Source organism: Prevotella sp. (assembly GCF_036570325.1).
GTDB lineage: Bacteria > Bacteroidota > Bacteroidia > Bacteroidales > Bacteroidaceae > Prevotella.
The window spans coordinates 89,670-111,761 of record NZ_DATCYK010000127.1 but is presented as its reverse complement, the minus strand read 5'-3'; the positions used below and the strand labels follow the sequence as shown (position 1 = coordinate 111,761).

The window sequence follows — 22,092 nt, the reverse complement described above, 5'->3', positions numbered from 1 at the left end:
CGGCCGAAGGCGTCAGTGAAGTGGCTTCGGTAGGTGGTTTTGTAAAGGAATATCAGGTCGATCTCGACCCCGAAGCCATGCGGGCATACGGTCTGGACCTTGTTCAGGTCATGTTGGCCGTCAAGAATTCCAATATAGATGTGGGCGCCGGAACGATGGAAGTGAACCGGGCCGAGTACCTGATTCGTGGCTTGGGCTACGTAAAGAACCTGAAAGACTTGGAAGAAGCTGCCATCACCGGCCGTGACGGTGTGCCCGTGAGGGTGAAGGACGTGGCAAAGGTTTCTTTCGGTCCCGGCGACCGACGCGGTGGTCTCGACAAGGAAGGGCAGGAAGCGGTAGGAGGTGTGGTGGTAGCTCGTAACGGAAGCAACCCCATGGACGTCATTAATAACGTGAAAGCCAAGATAAAGGAAATGGAGAGTGGCATGCCTGAGAAGACCTTGAAGGATGGTTCGGTGTCGCGGGTGACGGTCGTTCCCTTTTATGATCGTACCCGATTGATAAAGGAAACCATCGGAACGCTGGAAAGTTCGCTTACCCACGAGGTCCTCATCTGTATCATCGTGGTGCTTATCTTGGTGCTGAACCTGCGGGCGTCGGTGGTCATCGCGGCCATGCTTCCCTTGGCTGTATTGGCTACTTTCATCATTATGAAGCTCACGGGGATAGAAGCCAACATCGTGGCCCTTAGCGGTATTGCCATCGCTATCGGCGTGATGGTGGATGTGGGTGTCGTGTTCATGGAAAATGTGGTGCGCCATTTGGCCCTGCGTCCCGACGCGAGAGGTAAGGAATTGGAGGACGTTATCCTATCGGCGGTGGGCGAGGTGTCGGGCGCGGTGCTCACGGGTATGGCGACAACGGTTATCAGTTTCCTGCCGGTGTTTGCCATGCAGGCGCAGGAAGGTAAGATGTTTCACCCTTTGGCCTTCACAAAGACCTTCGCGTTGATGTCGGCCTTGGTCTTGGGATTGCTGGTATTGCCAACCTTGGCCTATTGGATATTCTCCTTGAGGCTGCCTCGTCGATGGGCCATGGCTTTGTTCCATCGGGGCGAACCTCGGACGATACGTGTGTGGCAATGGAGGGTTAAGGTCAACACTCTTGTGATAGCGCTTATCGTTCTTGTAGCTATGTACCTGCTGGCTGACATGTGGTTGCCTTTAGGTCCGCAGAACGGAACGTTGCTAAACCTATTGTTCGTGGGCTTCATCGTAGGCATGGTGTTGCTGGCACTGTGGCTGTTGGTATTGAAGTATGAGCAAATTTTGCGCTGGTGTTTGGCCAATCGCTTGAAGTTCATGCTCCTTCCATTGCTCACGCTCTTTGCCGGTGGCCTCGTATGGTGGAGAACCGGTAGCGAGTTTATGCCGACCCTTGATGAGGGAACCTTCATGCTTATGCCGACAAGTATGCCCCATAGTGGCGTGGAGGAGAACATTCGCAATAGTAAAATACTTGATCAACGTATTAAGTCGATACCCGAAGTGGAGTCTGTCGTGGGCAAGTGGGGACGTGTGGAAAGCGCGTTGGACCCCGCACCCATACAGATGTACGAGATAACCGTTAACTACAAGCCCGAATACCGGCTTGATGACAATGGCAAACGAGTGCGTGACAAGGATGGCAACTACATTCGTCAGTGGCGTCCGGAGATAAAGAGCGAGGACGATATATGGGACGCCATCGTCAGCGTAAGTAATCTGCCGGGACTGACTGGCAGCCCCAAGCTGCAACCCATAGCCACCCGTCAAGTCATGCTTTCCACGGGTATGAAGGCCCCCATGGGCTTGAAGGTGTATGGTCCAGACCTAAACGCGATTGAAAAGGCAGGCTTACAAATGGAGAAAGCCCTGAAAGAGGTGGAGCATATCAATCATTCTTCAGTGTATTACGACCGTGCGGAGGGCGCGCCTTACGTAGAAATAGCGTTGGATCGTGAGAAGTTGGGCCGTTATGGCATTCAGGTCGGTACGGTGCAGAGTGTCATTGAGACGGCTATCGGTGGCATGGCCGAAGGTAATACGGTGGAAGGGCGTGAGCGTTTTCCTATCCGTGTGCGCTACGCTCGTGAGTTACGAGACGATCCGGAGGCCTTGCAGGGCATATTGGTGCCGACCGCCGACGGTGCGCAAGTGCCTTTGGGACAGTTGGCTACGTTCAATTTTGTGAAAGGAGCGACGATGATTCAGAGCGAGAACACATTTCTTGTGGGCTATATTACCTTTGACAAACAAGGCAATGAGGCCGAAGTGGAAGTTGTGAACCGGGCCAAGAAGCACATTGATGAGCTGGTGGCGCAAGGCAAAATCAAGTTGGCCAAGGGCGTGACTTACCAATTTACAGGCTCGTATGAGCAACAGATTCATGCCGCCAAGCGCTTGCAAGTGGTTATCCCCATAGCTTTATTGTTGATATTCCTGATTCTTTATTTCCAATTTAAGAGCATTACGGCCTCCATGATTCACTTCTCGGGCGTCTTTGTGGCGTTTTCGGGAGGGTTCTTGCTGATGTGGCTCTACGGACAAGAGTGGTTCCTCAACTTTGATGTGGGCGGAGTGAATATGCGTGAGCTGTTCGGTATGGGCCAAATCAACTTGAGTGTGGCCGTTTGGGTGGGCTTTATCGCCCTCTTTGGCGTGGCCACGGATGACGGTGTTTTGATGGGTACATATATTCATCAGATGTTTCAGAAGCGCAATCCGGCGTCACCTGATGCGATTCGTGAGACGGTGATAGAGGCCGGAAAGAAGCGTGTGCGTCCGGCGGCCATGACCACCGCCACTACGCTGATAGCCCTTTTGCCGGTATTATCCTCCACGGGTAAAGGAGCGGACATCATGGTTCCCATGAGTATTCCTACCTTCGGGGGCATACTGATTCAAACAATGACCATGTTTGTGGTGCCCGTGCTTCAGTGCTGGTGGCGTGAATCGGTGTTGCGACGTGAACAGAAACATAAATTACAATACGAAGAATGATGAGTCAATATAAATTAAGATTACTATATATAATAGGTGGTTGGATAATGTTTGCGGGGCAGATGACGGCCCGGCAAGCTGACGACCGTGACAGTTTGGCTACTTATATCGCATCGGCCATAAGGAATAATCCGGGACTGATGGGCGAATACCAAAATTATCAGGCCCAAATGGCCGGTGCCAATGGTGCGGGCACGCTTTCCGATCCACAAGTCAATGTGGGTATTTTCCCGCAAGGTATGCGACATGTAAACGTAAAGCAGATTGCCACCGTCAGCGTTATGCAGATGTTTCCTTGGTTTGGCACGTTGAAAGCGGGCCGTCAGCAGATGAGCTATAAGGCGGAGGCGGCCTATCAGAAATACCGTGAAAAGAGTTTCGCGTTGGCACTTGATGTTGAAAAACAATGGAATGTCATCCTTGCGCAAAAGGAAAAAATCAAGGCGGTGCGAAAGAAGTTGAGCCTGATTGATAATATACGGAAGGTAACAGTCTACCAATATAAGAGCTATGCGGCAGGCAAAGGCTCTAAAATGAGTGACCAATTGCGGCTCGATGCGGAGCGGGTTCGTTTAGAGGAGCAGGTGGAAAGTCTTGAGGATGGGCTGAAACTGCAATATAGGCAGTTTAATCTGTTGTTGCATCGGCAGCCTGATGAGGCTTTATTTTTTCCCGACAGTATTGTCCGAAATGACATGCCGGTTATGGATTGGGAGCGTATGGAGCGCAACAATCCACGGTTAGGGCAGTTGCAGGCAGAGGAAAAGTCGTTTGAGGCGCAGGCCGTGAAAGCGAAAAATATGGGCCGTCCGATGATAGGAGTAGGTTTGCAATACATGTGGAATGGTAAAGTTGACATGCCGATGATGGCCGACATGAATGGAAAAGATATGATCATGCCGATGGTTAGCTTTACATTGCCTATTTACCGAAAGAAAACCAGCGCGGCCAAGCGGAGTGCGGAACTTCTGAAACAGAGTGTCGTGCAAGGATATAAAAGGCAGCGGGATGTGTTGAAAGGCGAGTGGTTGGCCATCGTGCAACGGGCCGATGACGTGAGTAGAAAGGCCAGACTCTATGATCAGGAAGTGATATTGTTGGACCAAACGCTCGGGTTAATGCAGAAAGAGTATGTTACGGGAGCCACTACGCTTACCGATATTTTGCAAACTTTGCGTGAAGGTATTGATTATGAGTTGAAAAAGGCCGAGGCAAAGGCTGAGTATAACACGGTTGTGGCTGAGGCTGTCAGACTGATGGCTGATGATTCAAGGTTGAATATAATGGATAAGGAGTAGATTGAACGTATGAAGAAAGTTATTTATAAGCATATTATTCTTGTTTTTGTAGTCTCCGTAGCTGCGGGAATTTTATTGGGATTGCTGTTTACAAAATGTACAGGTACGGAGAAAGGGCATTCACATCATGGGGAAGATACGGTATATACCTGCTCCATGGATCCACAAGTAAAGCAGGACCATCCGGGCAAATGTCCTATCTGCGGTATGGATTTGATTCCTGCCGGTAAGGGTTCAAAAGTGGAAAACACGTATGACCCCAACGCCGTGATGATGAGTGAGGAGGCCGTGGCCTTAGCCAATATAGAGACGCAAATTGTGGGTGGTGGAACTACCGATAAGGAAATAAGGCTCTTTGGAAAGATAGAACCTAATCAACGGTTGCAACAGACGCAGTCTGCGTATGTAGAGGGGCGTATAGAAGCGTTGCATATCAATGCTGTTGGCGATGTGGTCAGCAAGGGGCAGGTGCTGGCTGTTATCTATTCACCAACCTTGTATGCGGCAGAACAAGAACTCTTGGCGGCATTGAATTTCCCGGATGGCAATCAGAGAGGAACTTTAATTGCGGCTGCAAGAGAGAAATTGATGTTGCTGAATATCACGTCAGCTCAAATTAACGAGATTATCCGAAAGAGAAAAGCGTCTCCCTATATGGCGTTAAGGGCCAACACGTCGGGTACGGTGGTTGAGAAAAATATTAATCAGGGCGACTATGTAAGGCAGGGACAACCGTTGCTGAAAATAGCCAATCTTGGCAAAGTATGGGCCGTGTTCCAAGCTTATGAAAGGGATTTGCCCTTTATTCACAAGGGTGCTACCATTCATTTTACCAGCGAAGCCCTGCCCGGTAAGCAGTTTACGGGCGTGGTCAGCTTCATAGATCCCGTGATGAACGCGCAAAGCAGGACTGCCGGCGTAAGGTTGGAAATAGATAATGGGAGTGGAGTGTTTAAGCCCGAAATGATATTAACGGGAAATATCGCCGCCAATATGAAAGCCTATAAAAATGATATTGTAGTGCCCAAGAGTGCGGTTTTGTGGACGGGAAAGCGCAGTGTCGTGTATGTGAAAGACGATACGGAGGAGTTGCCCGTGTTCCTATTGCGCCGTGTGGTGTTAGGACCGGCTTTAGCGGATGGCTATGTCGTGACGGAAGGATTGGCGGAAGGCGAGGAAATCGTGACGAACGGGGCTTTTGCCATTGATGCCAGTGCGCAGTTGGCGGGTAAGAAAAGTATGATGAATGAGTAAATAAGTATAAGTAGTAAATTAATTTAAAACAACAAACAAATGAAAAGAGTAATTTTTACAATGGTGGCTTTAGCAGCCATGAGTGTGTCAGTGGAAGCCAAAACCGTTAAAACCGTATTCCCGGTGAGTGGTTCGTGTGAAATGTGCAAAGCCCGTATAGAGAAAGTCGCTGCCGGTCAGTCAGGTGTCGTTTCGGCTAAGTGGAACATGAAGACGAAGAAAATGGCATTGGTGTACGACGCAAAGAAGACAGATGTAAAGAAAGTACAGAAAGCGATTGTTGCGGCCGGCCATGACGCGGGGAGCATGAAGGCTGCTGCACAGACTTACAACAAGTTGCCACAGTGCTGCAAATACCGTAAATAATTGGTTTACGATGTAGGTTGAAGGGAATAGTTAACTAACTATTTCCTTCTATATATGTAGTAAAAACAATAAAAAATCAGGAGCAAATGCCATTATGGCATTTGCTCCTGAACGTTTTGGGAAGTATAAGTGAAAGGCTTCCCTATAGGTTTGTTATTACAAGATATGTGCCTTGTAACGTTACTATTTAGACTCTTGGGTGATAGTGATGTAGCTTGTTTGGCCATTATGTGGCTTTTCTGTACCCTTTTGTGCGTCCTTATCTACGTTATGCGTGTAGACCGGCAATTTGAATGTACGTTTTTTACCGGTTGTATTCTCGGCAGCGGTAACAGAAATTTCTTTGAGATTCTCACTAAAAACCGTAGCTGTCAGCCACTCATTAGCGTAACGGCTATCAATACCGGAAGGCTTTTGAGTATTAAGCACCATCTTGTCGGCCTCCATGATAACGATCTTGTGATAATTGAGCAGTTTCACAGTTTGGGTCTCTCCCTTAGCAGTGAATTGTAACTCGGTAGCAGAGAACTGTGCAGGTGCTATATCTTCTTCTTCACCGCTACATGATGTCAATGCGATGCTGCATACTGCGAGCATTAAAAAAAATAATTTCTTCATTTTCTTCATTTATTATTTAAAAGTTGATTGATAATTTTCTATTTATTTAGAAAGAGTTTTAATGTAAATTGTTATCCGCTTATAAAGGGAGTTAATTCTGTTGTATTTCTGCTGTAGGAGGATAAAAATCCTATTTGTAATGCCTTTCTCCTTATTTAAATCAATTTCCACGGATGGCAAAAGACCCTTATGAAAGCAAGATTGTAACTGTCTCTGATAAGAAAAGAGAAGGTTTCTACAGTATGATACGTTGCAAAAATAGTGATAATTCTTTTATATTTGTACTTTATTACGCTCAAAATAACATATCTATACATTTTTTATTGCATAAAAACAATTTTATAACACGTCAGATAATATTCGTTTGGCAGTTCTGTGTCTCTGGTTTTCAATGTATTTAAAACAAAAACGGGGAAATGCCGTTTAAACATTTCCCCGCTTATAATAGGAATTGATTTTATACAAGATATTGTGAAGAAATACTCTCGTTATCAACAACGCGACGGATGGTTTCCGCAATCATTTCGGCTACGGAAAGTTGCTTAACCTTTGCACAACGGTTGGAGTAAGGAATAGAGTCGGTGAAAACCATTTCCTCGAGTGCGGAGTTCTGGACACGCTCTGAAGCGGGACCGCTCATGACGCAGTGGGATGCACAAGCGCGAACTGTCTTGGCACCGGCTTCTTTCATGATGTCGGCAGCTTTGGTAATGGTTCCTGCTGTATCTACCATGTCGTCAACGATAACGACGTTCTTATCTTTAACATCACCGATAATCTGCATGCTTTCAACTTCGTTGGCACGGGCACGGGTCTTATTGCAAAGAACTAAGGGACAGCCTAAGTACTTGGCGTAGGTATTGGCGCGCTTGCTACCACCTACGTCGGGAGAAGCGATGACAAGATCCTTGAGGCGAAGGCTCTGCAAATAGGGGAGGATAACGCCCGAAGCGTAAAGGTGGTCTACCGGAACGTCGAAGAAACCTTGAATTTGATCAGCGTGCAAGTCCATTGTGATGAGGCGGTCGATACCGGCAACACTCAGCAAATCGGCGACTAATTTGGCGCCAATGCTGACTCTGGGCTTGTCTTTACGGTCTTGGCGGGCCCATCCGAAATAAGGAATTACTGCGATGATGTGGCGTGCTGAAGCACGTTTGGCCGCGTCAATCATGAGCAACAATTCCATCAGGTTGTCTGAATTGGGGAATGTGCTCTGTACAAGGAAAACGTCACGGCCACGGATAGATTCCTCGTAAGAGACAGCAAACTCGCCATCAGAGAATCTGGTAACAACGAGGTTTCCTAACGGGCAGCCTAAACTTGTGCAGATTTTTTCTGCGAGGTATCTCGTGTTAGTACCCGAGAACACTAAAAAAGAGTTTTTCTCACTCATTTCTTGTTTGATTTTATATTACAAATGTTAAAGTGCTGATGTGAAATGGCATAAGCTGACAATTGCTTATGTCTATCGAAAAAGAATAGACTGCATAAATAGATAATGTTTTGATGATTTATTATTGTCAACATCATGGAACGGTCTTTTCGATTGCAAAAGTATGAAATTTATATTAATCCTACAATGATATTTAGGATAAAAAGCTATCTTTGCAATGAAATATCGATATGGAAAGTATGAAAATAGATACCCAAACTTGTCGTGAGCTGAATAAACCTATATATATATTAGAAGAAAATAGGTTGCGTCGTAATTTAAGACTTATCCAAAGGGTTGCCAAGGAGGCGGACGTTGAGATTATTTTGGCCTTTAAAGCGTATGCGTTATGGAAAACATTTCCTATTTTCAGAGAGTATATTCACTCAACGACAGCCAGTTCTTTGTCGGAGGCTAAATTGGGTTTAGAAGAGTTTGGCAGTAAGACGCATACTTTTTCGCCGGCTTATACAGACTACGAGATAGACGAGATAGCGCTTTGCTCAAGTCATTTGCAGTTTAATTCTCTTACGCAGTATGAGCGTTTCCATCAGCGGGTGAAAGTTCAGAATCCTGATATTCAATTGGGATTGAGAGTAAATCCGGAATATTCGGAAGTAGGAGTGGATTTATATAATCCTTGTGCTCCGGGAACTCGATTTGGGCTTACGGCAGCGAAGTTACCTGAAGTTCTGCCTTCAGATATAGAAGGATTCCACTGTCATTGCCATTGTGAGAGTGGGGCGGACGTGTTTGAGCGCACCTTATTACATATAGAAAATAAATTCTCAAAGTGGTTCCCGCAACTTAAATGGATAAACTTTGGCGGTGGTCATTTGATGACTCATGCTGATTATGATGTGGAGTTGCTGATTTCTATATTGAAAGAATTTCATAAAAGATACCCATGGCTACAAGTTATTATGGAGCCCGGAAGTGCTTTTGCTTGGCAGACCGGACCATTGGTTTCGCAAGTTGTGGATGTTGTAGAGGATCATGGAATAAAGACAGCGATACTGAATGTCAGTTTCACCTGCCACATGCCGGATTGTCTTGAAATGCCTTATTTCCCGGCGGTGAGATTCAGTGAGCATGTTGAAGATAGTTATAAAGAAGAAGCTAACGTCTACCGGTTGGGCGGAAATTCATGTTTGAGCGGCGACTTCATGGGATATTGGAAATTTGACCACCCGTTGGAAATAGGTGAGCCGGTAATCTTTGAGGATATGATGCACTACACAACCGTAAAAACACATACGTTTAATGGAATATCCCATCCTGCAATTGGTTTGTTGCATGAAGATGGTGAATTGGAGATATTGCGTGAATATTCCTACGAGGATTACAAAAGTAGGATGGATTAGATTGATAATTAATGTGTTAGTATCAATATTTGACATTTTCAGAGTAATATAGCAGGGGTGTAGGAAAAATAAAAATGCACTATTTTATAGAAAAAACCGGGAAAAAATTTGTGGGAATTAAAAAAAGCATTACCTTTGCAACCGCATTCAGAGGAATGCTCCTAAGTAATTAGAGAATATGCGGAAATAGCTCAGTTGGTAGAGCACGACCTTGCCAAGGTCGGGGTCGCGGGTTCGAGTCCCGTTTTCCGCTCACATGCTGAATAAAATACCAAAGAAGATTTCTTCTTATGCCCAGGTGGCGGAATTGGTAGACGCGCACGTTTCAGGTGCGTGTGTTTCACGACGTGCAGGTTCGAGTCCTGTTCTGGGCACAATTTTATTCGGTATCGACATTTTGGAGAGGTGGCGGAATTGGTAGACGCGCTACTTTGAGGGGGTAGTGTTAATTGTGACGTGGGAGTTCGAGTCTCCTCCTCTTCACTTTGTTGAATGTTTTTTGCGGAAATAGCTCAGTTGGTAGAGCACGACCTTGCCAAGGTCGGGGTCGCGGGTTCGAGTCCCGTTTTCCGCTCTTTTTTCTTTACGAGAAACATAAAATCAATGAATTTATATTTACGCTATTTTGATAAAGAGACATTGGTGCCTAATGTCGAAACTGCTTTAGATTTTCTTTATTCGATTCCTGAGATAAGCATGAGTCCAGAGTTAGAAGCAGATATTCGTGATTATGTAAACAGTGATGTTCTTTATCCGAAGCGTTATAAAGTGCGTCAGCGGGTCTATTTTATTATAATAAAGACCTTAGCAGCTTCAATGATGGACTTTAAACAGAAAAAGGCTTTGCGCCCTATTCTGAATGAAAAGCAGGATTTAGCTGCAACTGCTGTTACCCGACTTACGGAGAATGTTCCGGGATGGTATGAGGGATCTTTAGATTTTAAACGAGTTGTGATGATTCCTGCCACGGGAAAGCACGAATATCGTGATACGCATTTCGTTGTAATTTGCAAGGCAACTTCCGGACAAGAATGCTACGATAGGATTGTGGATTATTTAAGAGGACGGGTAGATAGTCGCTCACAATTTCCGTCTGTCAAGGGAAAGAATTTCCGTTTCAGGTATTTGGGAATGTGGAAATAATAAGAAACGAGTATAAAATTTCTTGATTTTTAGAGTATGAATAAGGTGATGTTAATAGGCAATGTGGGAAAAGAGCCCGATATTCGCTATTATGATAGTGATCAGGCGGTGGCTCAGTTCCCGTTAGCAACAACGGAACGTGGCTATACTCTTCAAAATGGGACACAAGTTCCTGACCATACTGATTGGCACAATGTATTGATGTGGCGAGGCTTGGCCAAAGTCGCGGAGAAGTATGTACATAAAGGTGATAGAATTTATATTGAAGGCAGGATTCGTTATAGGTCGTATGATGATCAGAAAGGTCAACGGAGATATGTCACGGAGATTTGGGCAGACAATATGGAACTATTAACTTCTAAGCAAGCTATTGGTGAAACTGAGCAGAGAAATGCAGCTAAAACGGTGGATGAACATCAGGATATGATGACTGATACAAAAAATACTCTTCCATTCTGATGTATAACTTCAGAATGGTTTTTAGTTTAATATATAATATAGAAATTCAAAATAATTTACTTTGGATCTTACATTCTTAAGCCAATCTTTAGAGGATATATATTTTCAAGAACCTACAATAGGTGTTATCTTGGCGGGTGTTTTAGCGTTTGTATTGCTCTTTTTCTCGGGGTTTGCCAGTGGCTCTGAAATTGCTTTTTTTAGTCTTTCACCTGCAGATATAGCAGAAGTGTCACAAGAAAAGACACAGAGTGATAAGAAAATTCAATTTTTGAGGGCAGATAGCGAGAGGACTTTGGCTACAGTACTCATAGCGAATAATTTTGTGAATGTCACGATTATTATGCTCTGTAATTACATTTTTGGTACGCTTATTCATTTTGGTCCTCAGGCTTATTGGCTCCAATTCTTGATTATAACCGTCTTATTGACTTTCCTCTTATTGCTATTCGGAGAGATAATGCCTAAGATTTATAGTCGGCAAAATCCCTTAGTATTTTGTAGAAAGGTCGTGAATGGGGTGTTATTTTTAAGAAAACTTTTTTGGCCGCTTGGTACATTGCTATTGCATAGTGGTGTTGTGGCGGAGAAAGTTGTTCAAAAAGAAAGCCACGTCTTGAGTGTAGACGAGTTGGAACAAGCTCTGAAATTGACGGACGAGAATGCCATTAAGAATGAGCAGAGCATGCTGAAAGGTATTATCAGGTTTGGAGATGAGACAGCCAAAGAAGTGATGACCAGCCGTCAAGATATAGTGGACCTTGATATACAGAGTGATTTTGTAGAAGTTTTGAATTGCGTTGTTGAGAACAATTATAGTCGTATTCCCGTGTTTCAGGAAAACGAGGATAATATAAGAGGTATTCTTTACATAAAGGATTTGTTGCCTCATTTAAAGAAAAACGCAAGTTTCAGGTGGCAAACTTTGATTCGTCCGGCCTATTTTGTTCCGGAAACAAAGAAGATAGATGATTTGTTAAGAGAATTTCAAGAGAACAAAGTACACATTGCTATCGTTGTTGATGAATTTGGTGGCACGAGTGGCATTGTGACACTGGAGGATATTTTGGAAGAAATCGTTGGAGAAATCAATGATGAATACGATGAGGACGAAAAGTTTTTCTCGAAACTTAACTATAATACTTATATCTTTGAAGGTAAGACTTTATTAAGCGATTTTTGTAAAATCTTGAATATTGATGATGAAGAATTTGCCGAAGTTGAAGGCGACGCTGATTCATTAGCAGGCTTATTGCTTGAGATAAAAGGCGATTTCCTAAATGTGCATGAGCGAATTGAGTATAAAGATTATGCCTTTGAAATCTTGTCAATAGAGGAGCGGAGAATAAGTAAGATTAAAGTAACTGTTCATAAGAAGAATTAAATGGCACTCATCAAGATTGAGAGATTCTCCCCGGATGTCATGCTGGGTTTATGGAAGATAGAGGAAGATGAAGTGCAGTTTAAGCAATTGGTGTCTTCTTGCATTTGGGAACGGGTCCTTTCAGGCAGTCAAAGCATAGCAAGAAGGCGGGAAAAGCTGGCAGTTTATTCTCTGCTTTCGTTGATGACAGGCGATAAAGAACTATTGATCACTCATCAAGCAACAGGCCGACCTATCGTTGATGGTTGGAATATAGCCATTAGTCACACACGTGGTTTTGCCGCAGTTATTCTTTCAAAGCAGTTGAAGGTGGCGGTTGATATAGAATATATGAGTACTCGGGTAAATCGTATTGCTGAGAAATTTATACGAGAAGACGAGTATGCGCCGGAAACCCTTGGGCGATTAATTATTTGGTGTGCGAAAGAGACGATGTATAAATTTTATTACGAAGAGAATCTTCAATATTTTGATATGCGCGTCGCGGACAGATTGATAGATGAAGAATTATCTAAGGTTCAGGAAGAAGAGATTTGTAAGGGTGTAATCTATAATATGAAAAGAAATATTCCCCTTACTTTTGATTATCAGATAACAAAAGATTATATCTTGACATGGTCGATGGGGTAGATGTTTTCTAATTATAGAAGTCTATATAAAAATAAAAATCATCTTGGATATTACCAAGATGATTTTTATTATAAATAAGTAAGAGTCTTCTTCTTTTGAAAGACTTATGCTTTATTCTCCTTTGATAGCGGCTACACCCGGTAATACTTTACCTTCAATAGCCTCGAGCATAGCACCACCACCGGTAGATACGTAGCTTACTTTATCTGCCAAACCAAATTTGTTGACAGCGGCAACAGAGTCACCACCACCCACGAGAGAGAATGCTCCATTCTCCTGAGTAGCCTGAGCAACGTACTTGGCTATCTCACCGGTTCCGTGAGCAAAGTTCTCTAATTCAAATACACCTACAGGACCATTCCATAGGATTGTCTTAGACTCAAGGATGATTTTCTTCCATACTTCCAAACTTTCTTCAGAAGCATCCATGCCTTCCCAGTCAGCGGGAATCTTATCGATAGGGAATACCTGACGCTCTGTGTCGTTAGAGAAATCCTTACCACAAACAGTTGCTACGGACAAGCTGAGGTTTACACCTTTTTCTTTGGCAGCTGCGATAACATTGAGTGCTTCAGGCATCAAGTCATCTTCATGGAGTGACTTGCCAATTTCGCCACCTAAAGCCTTGATGAAAGTATAGCCCATACCACCACCGATAATAAGGTTGTCTACCTTATCAAGAAGGTTCTTGATAACGCCAAGCTTGGAGCTTACCTTGGAACCGCCGATGATAGCGGTGAAAGGATGTTGAGCATTTTTCAATACATTGTCAATGGCTGTAACCTCTTTTTCCATCAAGTAGCCGAGCATTTTAGCGTCAGCGTCGAAGTAGTCAGCAATTACTGCGGTAGAAGCATGCTTGCGGTGAGCAGTTCCGAATGCGTCGTTTACATATACGTCTGCGTACGAAGCCAATTTCTTAGCAAATTCTTTTTGGCTTTCCTTGATCGCCTTCTTGGCTTCATCAAACTCGGGTGTGCCTTTCTCTACGCCTACGGGCTTACCTTCTTCTTCGGGATAGTAGCGAAGGTTCTCAAGCAAAAGCGCTTCTCCGGGTTTCAATGCGGCAGCGGCGTCATCAGCTTTTGCGCAGTCAGAAGCGAATTTTACGTCAACACCGAGTGCCGCGCTTACATTCTTAACAATCTGACCAAGTGAAAGTTCAGGTTTAACTTTGCCTTTGGGTTTACCCATGTGGCTCATCATGATTAAAGAACCACCATCTGCGAGGACTTTCTTCAGCGTGGGAAGTGCGCCACGGATGCGGGTTTCATCAGTAACATTACCATTCTCGTCCAAGGGAACATTGAAGTCCACACGAACAATAGCCTTTTTACCGGCAAAGTTGAATTGATCGATTTTCATTTGATTTGAATTTATATTGTGAATTAAAATGTGCAGTATTAACTACTCGCAAAGATACGATTTTATATTTGATTGATAAAATAAGCCATTGATAATTAATAGTTTTTTGTAAAGGGTTCTACCATGTGCTATATCCGCATGACAAAACGAAAGGCCTTATAGCTGGTCTTCGTATTCTGTAGTGTCTGCTATTTCGGCGAACTTTAAAGCTTCCTTGCGCTCGATACAAGTGCCACACTTTCCACAATGTATTGAGGTGCCTTTGTAACAGCTCCATGTTTCAGAATAATCTATTCCGATTTGCTTTCCTATCATGGCTATCTCTCCTTTGCTGATGTTCGTGTATGGGGCTACAACTTTCACCTTGACGAACGTTCCGGTTTGCGCGGCTTGGTCAATGGCGTTGATGAAATCCGGTCTGCAATCAGGATATATCGTGTGATCACCTCCGTGATTGGCGATTAATACTTTACTAAGTTTATTGCTTTCTGCTATTCCTATAGCGATAGATAGCATGATACCGTTGCGAAATGGTACGACGGTTGATTTCATGTTTTCTTCAGCATAATGTCCTTCGGGAATAGAATCAGAGCCTTCAAGTAAGCTACTTTTGAAATGTTTACCCATGAAATCAAGAGGTATCGTTATATGTTTGATACCCAATCGTTCACAGTGCATTTTGGCAAAAGGAATTTCCTTGGCGTTGTGATTACTACCGTAATCAAATGATATTCCAAGTGCTATCTCGTCTTTTTTATCGTAAAGCAGGGTAATGGAATCCATTCCACCGCTTACTATTATAATAGAATCTTTCATTTTAGAAATATGTTATATCTACCAAGGACCTTATCCGAAGAGAAATCTTAGCGCTTCTTCTACTTTTTTTACCGGATATAGCTTTATATTGAACTTATCAGGATTGAGTCCTTGCAGGTTATATTTAGGAATAATCATGTGTTGGAATCCTAATTTTTCTGCTTCAGAGATTCGTTGCTCAATGCGATTGATGGGGCGAACCTCACCGCTAAGTCCCACTTCTCCTGCCATACACCAGCCCGATTCTATAGCCGTATCAACATTGCTGGATAAAATTGCGGCAATAACACTTAGGTCCATAGCCAAATCTGTGACACGTAGGCCGCCGGCAATATTAACAAACACGTCTTTCTGCATCAGCTTGAATCCGACTCTTTTCTCCAAAACGGCAAGTAACATGTTGAGCCTTCGTTGGTCAAAGCCTGTGGCGGAGCGCTGGGGAGTTCCATAAGCAGCCGATGAGACGAGTGCTTGCGTTTCCACTAAGAACGGTCTTACACCTTCAACCGCTGACGATATGGCGATACCCGATAGCCCTTCATGGTCTTGGGTCAGTAATAGTTCAGAGGGATTCGACACTTGGCGTAGTCCGTTTTGTTGCATTTCGTAAATTCCTAATTCGGAAGTGCTTCCAAAACGGTTCTTTATGCTGCGTAAGATACGGTACATGTGGTGCTGGTCACCCTCAAATTGTATGACGGTATCAACAATGTGTTCAAGTATCTTAGGGCCGGCCAAAGTTCCTTCTTTGTTGATATGCCCAATGAGACAAACCGGTATGCCGCTGGTCTTTGCGAATCTTAGTAACAAGGCCGCGCACTCTCTTACCTGCGTAATGCTACCCGGCGAGCTGTCAACTTCTTCTGTAGCTATGGTTTGAATGGAGTCAATGATAACGATTTCAGGGAGAACATTGCGAATATGTTCAAAAATATTTTCCAGCGAAGTCTCACAGAGAATCATTAAATTATCATTTTGTTCCCTGCTGATACGCTCTGCCCTCATTTTTAATTGATGAGCGCTTTCCTCGCCACTAACGTATAATATTTTCCTATCCCTTATCCTCATGACAGTTTGTAGGGTGAGTGTACTCTTGCCGATTCCCGGCTCTCCACCCAATAGCACTATGCTGCCGGGGACGAGACCGCCACCAAGAACCCTATTGAGTTCATCGTCGTGCATGTCGATGCGTGGCTCGTCTTTTGCTGAGATCTGATGAAGAAATAAAGGAGAATTCCCATGGCTCATGGAAGAACGCACCGACTGAGCTGCATGTTTAGCGGCGCCGGCACCTTTATCGTTTGAAATTCGTATTTCTTTAAAGGTGTTCCATTGGCCGCAGTTAGGACATTTGCCTATCCATTTTGTAGATTCCTGACCACAATTATCGCAAACATACGCTATCTTGTCTTTTGCCATGGGGAGATATGATGTATAAATTTTTACAAAAGTAGTGATAATTTTTAGAGTTACAAAATTATTTACTATTTTTGCATAGATAACGAAATGAGTAGAGATTAGTAATGAATTTCCTTAAAAAATATACCTTTTATTTTATTATCTTGCTGTTTTTTTGTTCTTGTGGGCGGTCGGCCGAGGAGCAAAAACGCATATCTCGTGCTCAGCAGGATAGCTTACGTGTAAAGGATTCTCTGGCGTTGAAAGTGGCCGTATTGCCTACGTTGGATTGTCTGCCCATCTTTGTGGCAAAGGATTCGCACTTGTTCGATACACTGGGTGTTGATGTTCATCTGCGTTTTTTTAATGCTCAGATGGATTGCGACACCGCTATTGCGGGGGGAGGTATAGAAGGTTATGTAACGGATTTGGTGAGAGCACAGCGTTTAAGCAAGCAAGGCGTTTCCTTGGAATATGTGACAGCTACCAATGCTTCATGGCAATTGATAGCCAATCGTAAGGCTCGATTGCGTCGTTTAGGGCAATTGGGCGACAAGATGGTGGCTATGACGCGTTATTCTGCTACGGATTATCTGACACAACAAACATTAGATACCGTGAAGTTGCAAGAGAAAGTCTTTCATATCCAAATTAATAATGTGAAATTGCGCCTTGCCATGCTCCTGAACAATGAGATGGATGCAATGTGGTTGCCTGAACCACAAGCAACGAAAGCCCGACTTCATGGGCATAATGTATTGGCAGATTCCCGTAAATTAGGTGTAAATTTCGGCGTGATTGCCTTCCGTAAAGACAAAGTCGCAGGACAACGGCGAAGTGGGCAGCTCCAAAAAATTGTGCAAGCCTATAATATGGCGTGTGACAGTATTAATAAAAATGGGTTCAAGCATTACGCGAAATTGCTTCAAAAATATACGGATGTAGATACGAAAGTCGTTGGAGCCCTGCCTTTGCTCAAATATGAGCATGCCCATAAGCCTTTAGCTAAAGATGTGCTAAAGGCAGCCGAATAAAACAAACTTTTGTTATGATTATAGAAAATATAGAAGCGCGGCAGCGTTTAGATGAGATAGGCTTAGCTATTTTACAAGGTGATGTTCTGCCTTGTATTCAAAAGATTCGTGAATTTCATCGTATTTATAAAGACGCCACCGATACTTCTTTCATAGATAGTATCGAGAGTGATTATCAAATGATGTTGAATTACTATCGCCAAGGCTTTACCGATACGGGGCGGGAGAGAATCTTTCAACATGTGAAGAGTCGACTTTTGACAGCTTATGGTAATCTGACGGTCAATTATCTGCGCCATTATAATCCGATAGTTTCTGCGGCTTATGCACGTATTGCAGGGAAGAATATTGAAGTTTCAACCATCCGTCAGCAGCTCGAAGAGTTTGTTTCTAATATCGCATTGTTATCTTTGGAGTCTTCTACACAGGTTGTGGAGAAAAGAGAAGCATTGTATTCCTCCCATTTTGAAGTTATAAACCGCACTTTTAATATGATTTTTACTTCGCCCATGTGGAGCGAAAGTGAAAAGCAGGATTGGACCGCTCTTATTTTATCACCTACGGTTGATACCAATGATAGTTTGGTTATTGTAAGCGCGGTGATGTTGGGTTGTATTATGCAATTCGATTTGCGCAAGTTTCAAACGCTGACCGAAGTGTACACATTTGCCTCGGACGAGCGATTGCGTCAACGTGCTTTAGTAGGTTGGATATTAGCAATGACCCGGAAAGATTCGTTATATCCTGAGCTGACAAAGCTGATTCATCGCTTATTGGACGATGAACATTGTCGTCAGGAGATTAGTGAGGTTGGATTGCAGATGTTCTATTGCATGGATGCGGATAAGGACACAAAGGAAATTCAGCGTGATATTATGCCGGGCTTGATGAAGAATAGCAATATCCAAAGTGCTGACCATGGCTTTATAGAGAAAGAAGAGGATGATATAGAAGGTATCCTTCATCCGGATGCACACGATAAAGCGATGGAAGAACTTGAGAAAGGTTACCGGCGCATGATGGATATGCAGCAGCAGGGTAGTGACATCTATTTTGGAGGTTTCGCGCAGATGAAGCGCTTTAGCTTTTTCTATACGTTGGTAAATTGGTTCATGCCTTTCTATACCGACCATCCGGAATTACGTCATATCGTTCATAAATTGCCCAATACGCAAGTGCTGGACGCTTTTATAAAGGATAATCCTTTCTGCGATAGCGATAAATATAGCTTCACACTGGCCTTATCCAGCGTAATAGATAAGTTGCCTAAGAATATCCTTGACATGCTGGAGCGTGGTGAATTGCGTCAAGGCATGGCTTTCATGAATGGTCAACAAACCGCAACTCCACGATATATCCGACAGATCTATTTGCAAGATTTATATCGCTTCTTTCGTCTTTTTGTGCAGAAAGAGGGGCTTCCTCGTTTCTTTTCTGCCAATCGGTTGCAAGGTGTTTCCACGCAACCGTCTGACGCAGCCTTCTTTATAGACCACCCGGCATTTGACGGTATCGGGATGGATGAGCTGAAAAAGGTTTATCTTCGCTTTTTTATGAAGCGGCGCATGTGGCCTGAACTTGAAAGAGTTGCCGATAGCTTCGCTGTTAAAACATCATTGGATTATTTGGTAGCTCAGGTTTCCATTCTTATGAATGATAAGGATGAAGAAAAAAGAAAGCATGCGGAGCCTTTGCTCCGGCAAATTCTTCAGAGCGAACCAAACCATGCGTATGCCTTGCGTATGCTGGGTAAGATTTATCGGGAACAGGGAAATTACAAGGTTGCTGTTCTGATTTACAAGCAGTTAGTGGAGTTGTTTCCTGATAAACATTCTTATTTGTTCCATCTTTGTCGGTGTATGGTGGAATCCAATGACGATAAAGCCCGCCAAACTATCTTTGAATTGATTTATAAATATCCCGCTGATATTAATGGCAGTAGGCTGTTAGCATGGGATTATTTGCGTATGGGAGAGACACGGAAGGCGTTAGTTGAGTATGAGAAAATCATGGAACGAGACGAAGCCGGTAGAGCCGATTGTGTCAATATGGGTTATTGTCATTGGTTTGAAGGCCATATTGAGCAGGCTTTGTCTTCTTTTATGCAGGCAGTATCCGGCAGTAGTGTAAAGCGGGTTATCCAAAGTCTGAATGAAGATTCTGCACTTATAGCTCGGTTTATACAGTCTGAGACCGATATATTATTAATGAAAGATTTAATAAGAATGTCCGCAGGAGAATGAAACATGCTACTAACTAAATAGAGTATCATCAAACTATCATAAAACAAAAGATGGCTTTTACAGCTGCAACTTGGGTGAGTTCAGACTGTAAAAGCCATCCTTTTATGGTGTCATTCCATACAAGTGGTTAGCTAATTATCCATTCATTGAAAGCAGGAATTCATCATTGCTTTTGGTTGTTACCATTCTGTCATGAATAGAGTGCATAGCCTCGATAGGATTCATGTCGCTGATATATTTGCGTAAAATCCACATGCGATCAAGCGTTGTCTTATCTTGTAGCAAATCATCGCGGCGGGTGCTGGAAGCAACGAGGTTCACTGCGGGGAAGATACGCTTGTTACTTAAGCTACGGTCAAGCTGCAATTCCATGTTACCTGTACCCTTGAATTCCTCAAAAATTACTTCGTCCATCTTTGATCCGGTATCTATCAGGGCCGTAGCGATGATGGTCAGTGAGCCGCCACCTTCAATATTGCGGGCCGCACCAAAGAAACGTTTGGGCTTCTGCAAGGCATTTGCGTCAACACCACCGGTTAATACTTTGCCGCTGGCGGGGCTGACTGTGTTATAGGCACGGGCCAGTCGGGTGATAGAGTCGAGGAAGATCACCACGTCGTGTCCGCATTCTACCATGCGTTTTGCCTTTTCAAGCACGATACCGGCTATCTTTACATGGCGTTCGGCCGGCTCGTCGAAAGTTGAGGCAATAACCTCCGCGTTGACAGTACGGGCCATATCGGTCACTTCTTCAGGGCGTTCATCGATGAGCAACATCATCAGATAAGCCTCGGGATGGTTCGCCGCGATGGCGTTGGCTATATCTTTCATTAATATGGTCTTACCCGTTTTAGGCTGCGCTACGATGAGGGCGCGTTGTCCTTTTCCTATGGGAGAGAACAAATCTACTATGCGTGTAGAGAGATTGGTTGTGGCACGATCACCGCATAAGGTAAATTTCTCTTCAGGAAAGAGTGGGGTGAGGTGCTCAAATGGAATACGGTCTCTTATTTCGCTTGGGTCTCTGCCATTGATTTTGTCAATCGCCGTGAGTGGGAAATACTTCTCACCGTCGCGTGGAGGACGTACGCGGCATTGGATGACATCGCCGGTTTTCAAGCCATACTTCTTGATTTGATTCGTCGCTACATATACATCATCGGGAGAAGATAGGTAGTTGTAATCGCTGGATCTGAGGAAGCCATAGCCATCAGGCATGACTTCCAACACGCCATTGGCTGTGATGAGGTCAGAAAAATCGAACTTACCGGCAGGCGCAATCTGCTCGGGTATCTGATAAGCCGGGGTGGGGACCGTTGTCGTAGGGTTGTCGAACATGTCGTAATTGGGCACTGCCCCCTGATCCTCTATCGGTAAGTCCACTTTAATAATAAAGTCTGTACCGTCGCAAGGGTCTTCTTCCCAATAGCCCGACCTTACTTGTGGCTCCATGCGCGACTCAGAAACAAGAGGCTGAACCGGTTTTTCAATCAAAGGCTTGGCTTCATTCTCGATAACAGCTTCTACCGAACTGTTATGCTTGGCTATCTTTTCTTGTAGCTTGGCGATTAAGTCTTCGTCGGGTGTATCTACCTCTGTTTTGTTGCCAAATTGCTCTTCGGGTACGAAAACAGCTTCCGATGTTTCTGTTTCTTCGGGTGTGTTATCTTCTGTAATGGCTTCTACTGTGGGCTCTTGTGCTTGTTCTGCGGCAACTTCTTCTACCTTTTTCTCCGCCTCTTTCTTTGTGGTTTTGCGAGTGCGCTTGGCCTTTTTGGGCGCAGCTTCTTCCTCTTGCTTTTCTTCCTCTACCTTTTCTGTCTCGGAAGTTTCTTGGAATAGCGGTTGAGCTGCCGTTTGGCTGGTAGCCGGCTTTTTCTTTTTTACGTCAAAGTTTTCGCCTTCCTTACCTTTTACAGAGTAAACTCGATCTGTATCTTTTTTAACGATGCGTGTGCGTTTCCGTTTGGATTCTAATGGATTCTTGATACCTTCGTCGGTAGCTTGTTTGTCAAGTATAGAATATATAATGTCTTCTTGAGAGCTTTTATTGTCATACGCAGCTCCCATGTCATTAGCAATATCTTCAAGCTCATTCATGCTCTTAGACAATAATTCGTCTTTGCTAAACATATAAAATGTATGTATAAAATGTTTGTTTTGAAAAGTTCGTTTCAAGAAGAGAAACGAATAATGTGTTAAACTTTGTGCTGCAAAGGTAATGCTTTTCCTCGATAAATGGCCAATAAATAAAGAGCAATTCGTTAGGTTAACGTTTATTAAGAATGTAAAAAGAGCATA

17 protein-coding genes and 4 tRNA genes are annotated in these 22,092 nt (G+C 43.8%); 15 read left to right on the top strand and 6 right to left on the bottom strand.

What is annotated here, in order from left to right:
• The 4 genes from VIR50_RS11580 to VIR50_RS11565 all read left to right on the top strand — a co-directional run.
• A partial coding sequence (locus VIR50_RS11580) for an efflux RND transporter permease subunit (protein ID WP_331935265.1) occupies positions 1–2,984 on the top strand: 2,984 nt, incomplete at its 5' end.
• Positions 2,981–4,282, top strand: coding sequence for a TolC family protein (locus VIR50_RS11575; protein ID WP_331935264.1), 1,302 nt, complete (start codon positions 2,981–2,983; stop codon positions 4,280–4,282). The genes VIR50_RS11580 and VIR50_RS11575, both read left to right, overlap by 4 nt.
• A 9-nt stretch (positions 4,283–4,291) precedes the next feature.
• Entirely contained in the window at positions 4,292–5,536 is a 1,245-nt protein-coding gene (locus VIR50_RS11570) for an efflux RND transporter periplasmic adaptor subunit (protein WP_331935263.1), read from the top strand.
• Between the two features lie 39 nt (positions 5,537–5,575).
• Positions 5,576–5,902 carry a heavy-metal-associated domain-containing protein gene (locus VIR50_RS11565; RefSeq protein ID WP_331935262.1) on the top strand — a complete coding sequence of 109 codons (327 nt, stop codon included), beginning with the start codon at positions 5,576–5,578 and terminating at the stop codon, positions 5,900–5,902.
• 183 nt (positions 5,903–6,085) lie between these two features.
• Here VIR50_RS11565 and VIR50_RS11560 read toward each other — a convergent pair whose 3' ends face one another.
• Together VIR50_RS11560 and VIR50_RS11555 are read right to left on the bottom strand one after the other, a co-directional pair.
• Positions 6,086–6,520 carry a hypothetical protein gene (locus VIR50_RS11560; RefSeq protein ID WP_331935261.1) on the bottom strand — a complete coding sequence of 145 codons (435 nt, stop codon included), beginning with the start codon at positions 6,518–6,520 and terminating at the stop codon, positions 6,086–6,088.
• 457 nt (positions 6,521–6,977) lie between these two features.
• On the bottom strand, positions 6,978–7,916 hold the full coding sequence (locus VIR50_RS11555; protein ID WP_331935260.1) for a ribose-phosphate pyrophosphokinase: 939 nt from the start codon (positions 7,914–7,916) through the stop codon (positions 6,978–6,980).
• A gap of 239 nt (positions 7,917–8,155) precedes the next feature.
• Between VIR50_RS11555 and nspC the strand changes: the two genes are divergently transcribed.
• The 9 genes from nspC to VIR50_RS11510 all read left to right on the top strand — a co-directional run bounded on the left by nspC (position 8,156) and on the right by VIR50_RS11510 (position 12,935).
• Positions 8,156–9,319, top strand: a complete 1,164-nt coding sequence (gene nspC / locus VIR50_RS11550; protein ID WP_331935269.1) for a carboxynorspermidine decarboxylase — start codon at positions 8,156–8,158, stop codon at positions 9,317–9,319.
• 180 nt (positions 9,320–9,499) lie between these two features.
• Positions 9,500–9,572: transfer RNA gene (locus VIR50_RS11545), tRNA-Gly, on the top strand.
• 39 nt (positions 9,573–9,611) lie between these two features.
• Positions 9,612–9,693: transfer RNA gene (locus VIR50_RS11540), tRNA-Leu, on the top strand.
• 25 nt (positions 9,694–9,718) lie between these two features.
• A tRNA-Leu gene (locus tag VIR50_RS11535) sits at positions 9,719–9,802 on the top strand.
• Between the two features lie 18 nt (positions 9,803–9,820).
• Positions 9,821–9,893, top strand: a tRNA-Gly gene (locus tag VIR50_RS11530).
• 29 nt (positions 9,894–9,922) lie between these two features.
• Entirely contained in the window at positions 9,923–10,462 is a 540-nt protein-coding gene (locus VIR50_RS11525) for a hypothetical protein (protein WP_331935259.1), read from the top strand.
• Between the two features lie 36 nt (positions 10,463–10,498).
• Positions 10,499–10,921, top strand: a complete 423-nt coding sequence (locus VIR50_RS11520) for a single-stranded DNA-binding protein (protein WP_331935258.1) — start codon at positions 10,499–10,501, stop codon at positions 10,919–10,921.
• Between the two features lie 61 nt (positions 10,922–10,982).
• On the top strand, positions 10,983–12,305 hold the full coding sequence (gene gldE / locus VIR50_RS11515; RefSeq protein WP_331935257.1) for a gliding motility-associated protein GldE: 1,323 nt from the start codon (positions 10,983–10,985) through the stop codon (positions 12,303–12,305).
• The gene (locus VIR50_RS11510) at positions 12,306–12,935 is read left to right on the top strand and encodes a 4'-phosphopantetheinyl transferase superfamily protein (RefSeq protein WP_331935256.1); all 630 of its coding nucleotides are present in this window, start codon (positions 12,306–12,308) and stop codon (positions 12,933–12,935) included.
• 111 nt (positions 12,936–13,046) lie between these two features.
• Here the strand turns inward: VIR50_RS11510 and VIR50_RS11505 are convergent, their stop codons facing one another.
• From VIR50_RS11505 to radA, 3 genes are all read right to left on the bottom strand, one after another.
• Complete coding sequence (locus VIR50_RS11505; protein ID WP_331935255.1) at positions 13,047–14,300, bottom strand: phosphoglycerate kinase; 1,254 nt, start codon at positions 14,298–14,300, stop codon at positions 13,047–13,049.
• A 156-nt stretch (positions 14,301–14,456) separates the two neighbouring features.
• Positions 14,457–15,116, bottom strand: a complete 660-nt coding sequence (queC, locus tag VIR50_RS11500) for a 7-cyano-7-deazaguanine synthase QueC (RefSeq protein ID WP_331935254.1) — start codon at positions 15,114–15,116, stop codon at positions 14,457–14,459.
• A 30-nt stretch (positions 15,117–15,146) separates the two neighbouring features.
• Positions 15,147–16,535, bottom strand: coding sequence for a DNA repair protein RadA (gene radA, locus VIR50_RS11495; RefSeq protein WP_331935253.1), 1,389 nt, complete (start codon positions 16,533–16,535; stop codon positions 15,147–15,149).
• Between the two features lie 104 nt (positions 16,536–16,639).
• On the opposite strand from radA, the gene VIR50_RS11490 reads away from it, so the two are divergent.
• Together VIR50_RS11490 and VIR50_RS11485 are read left to right on the top strand one after the other, a co-directional pair.
• On the top strand, positions 16,640–17,548 hold the full coding sequence (locus VIR50_RS11490) for an ABC transporter substrate-binding protein (RefSeq protein ID WP_331935252.1): 909 nt from the start codon (positions 16,640–16,642) through the stop codon (positions 17,546–17,548).
• 14 nt (positions 17,549–17,562) lie between these two features.
• Positions 17,563–19,791, top strand: coding sequence for a tetratricopeptide repeat protein (locus VIR50_RS11485; RefSeq protein WP_331935251.1), 2,229 nt, complete (start codon positions 17,563–17,565; stop codon positions 19,789–19,791).
• A 135-nt stretch (positions 19,792–19,926) separates the two neighbouring features.
• Here VIR50_RS11485 and rho read toward each other — a convergent pair whose 3' ends face one another.
• Entirely contained in the window at positions 19,927–21,924 is a 1,998-nt protein-coding gene (gene rho, locus VIR50_RS11480; RefSeq protein WP_331935250.1) for a transcription termination factor Rho, read from the bottom strand.
• Between the last annotated feature and the right edge of the window lie 168 nt (positions 21,925–22,092).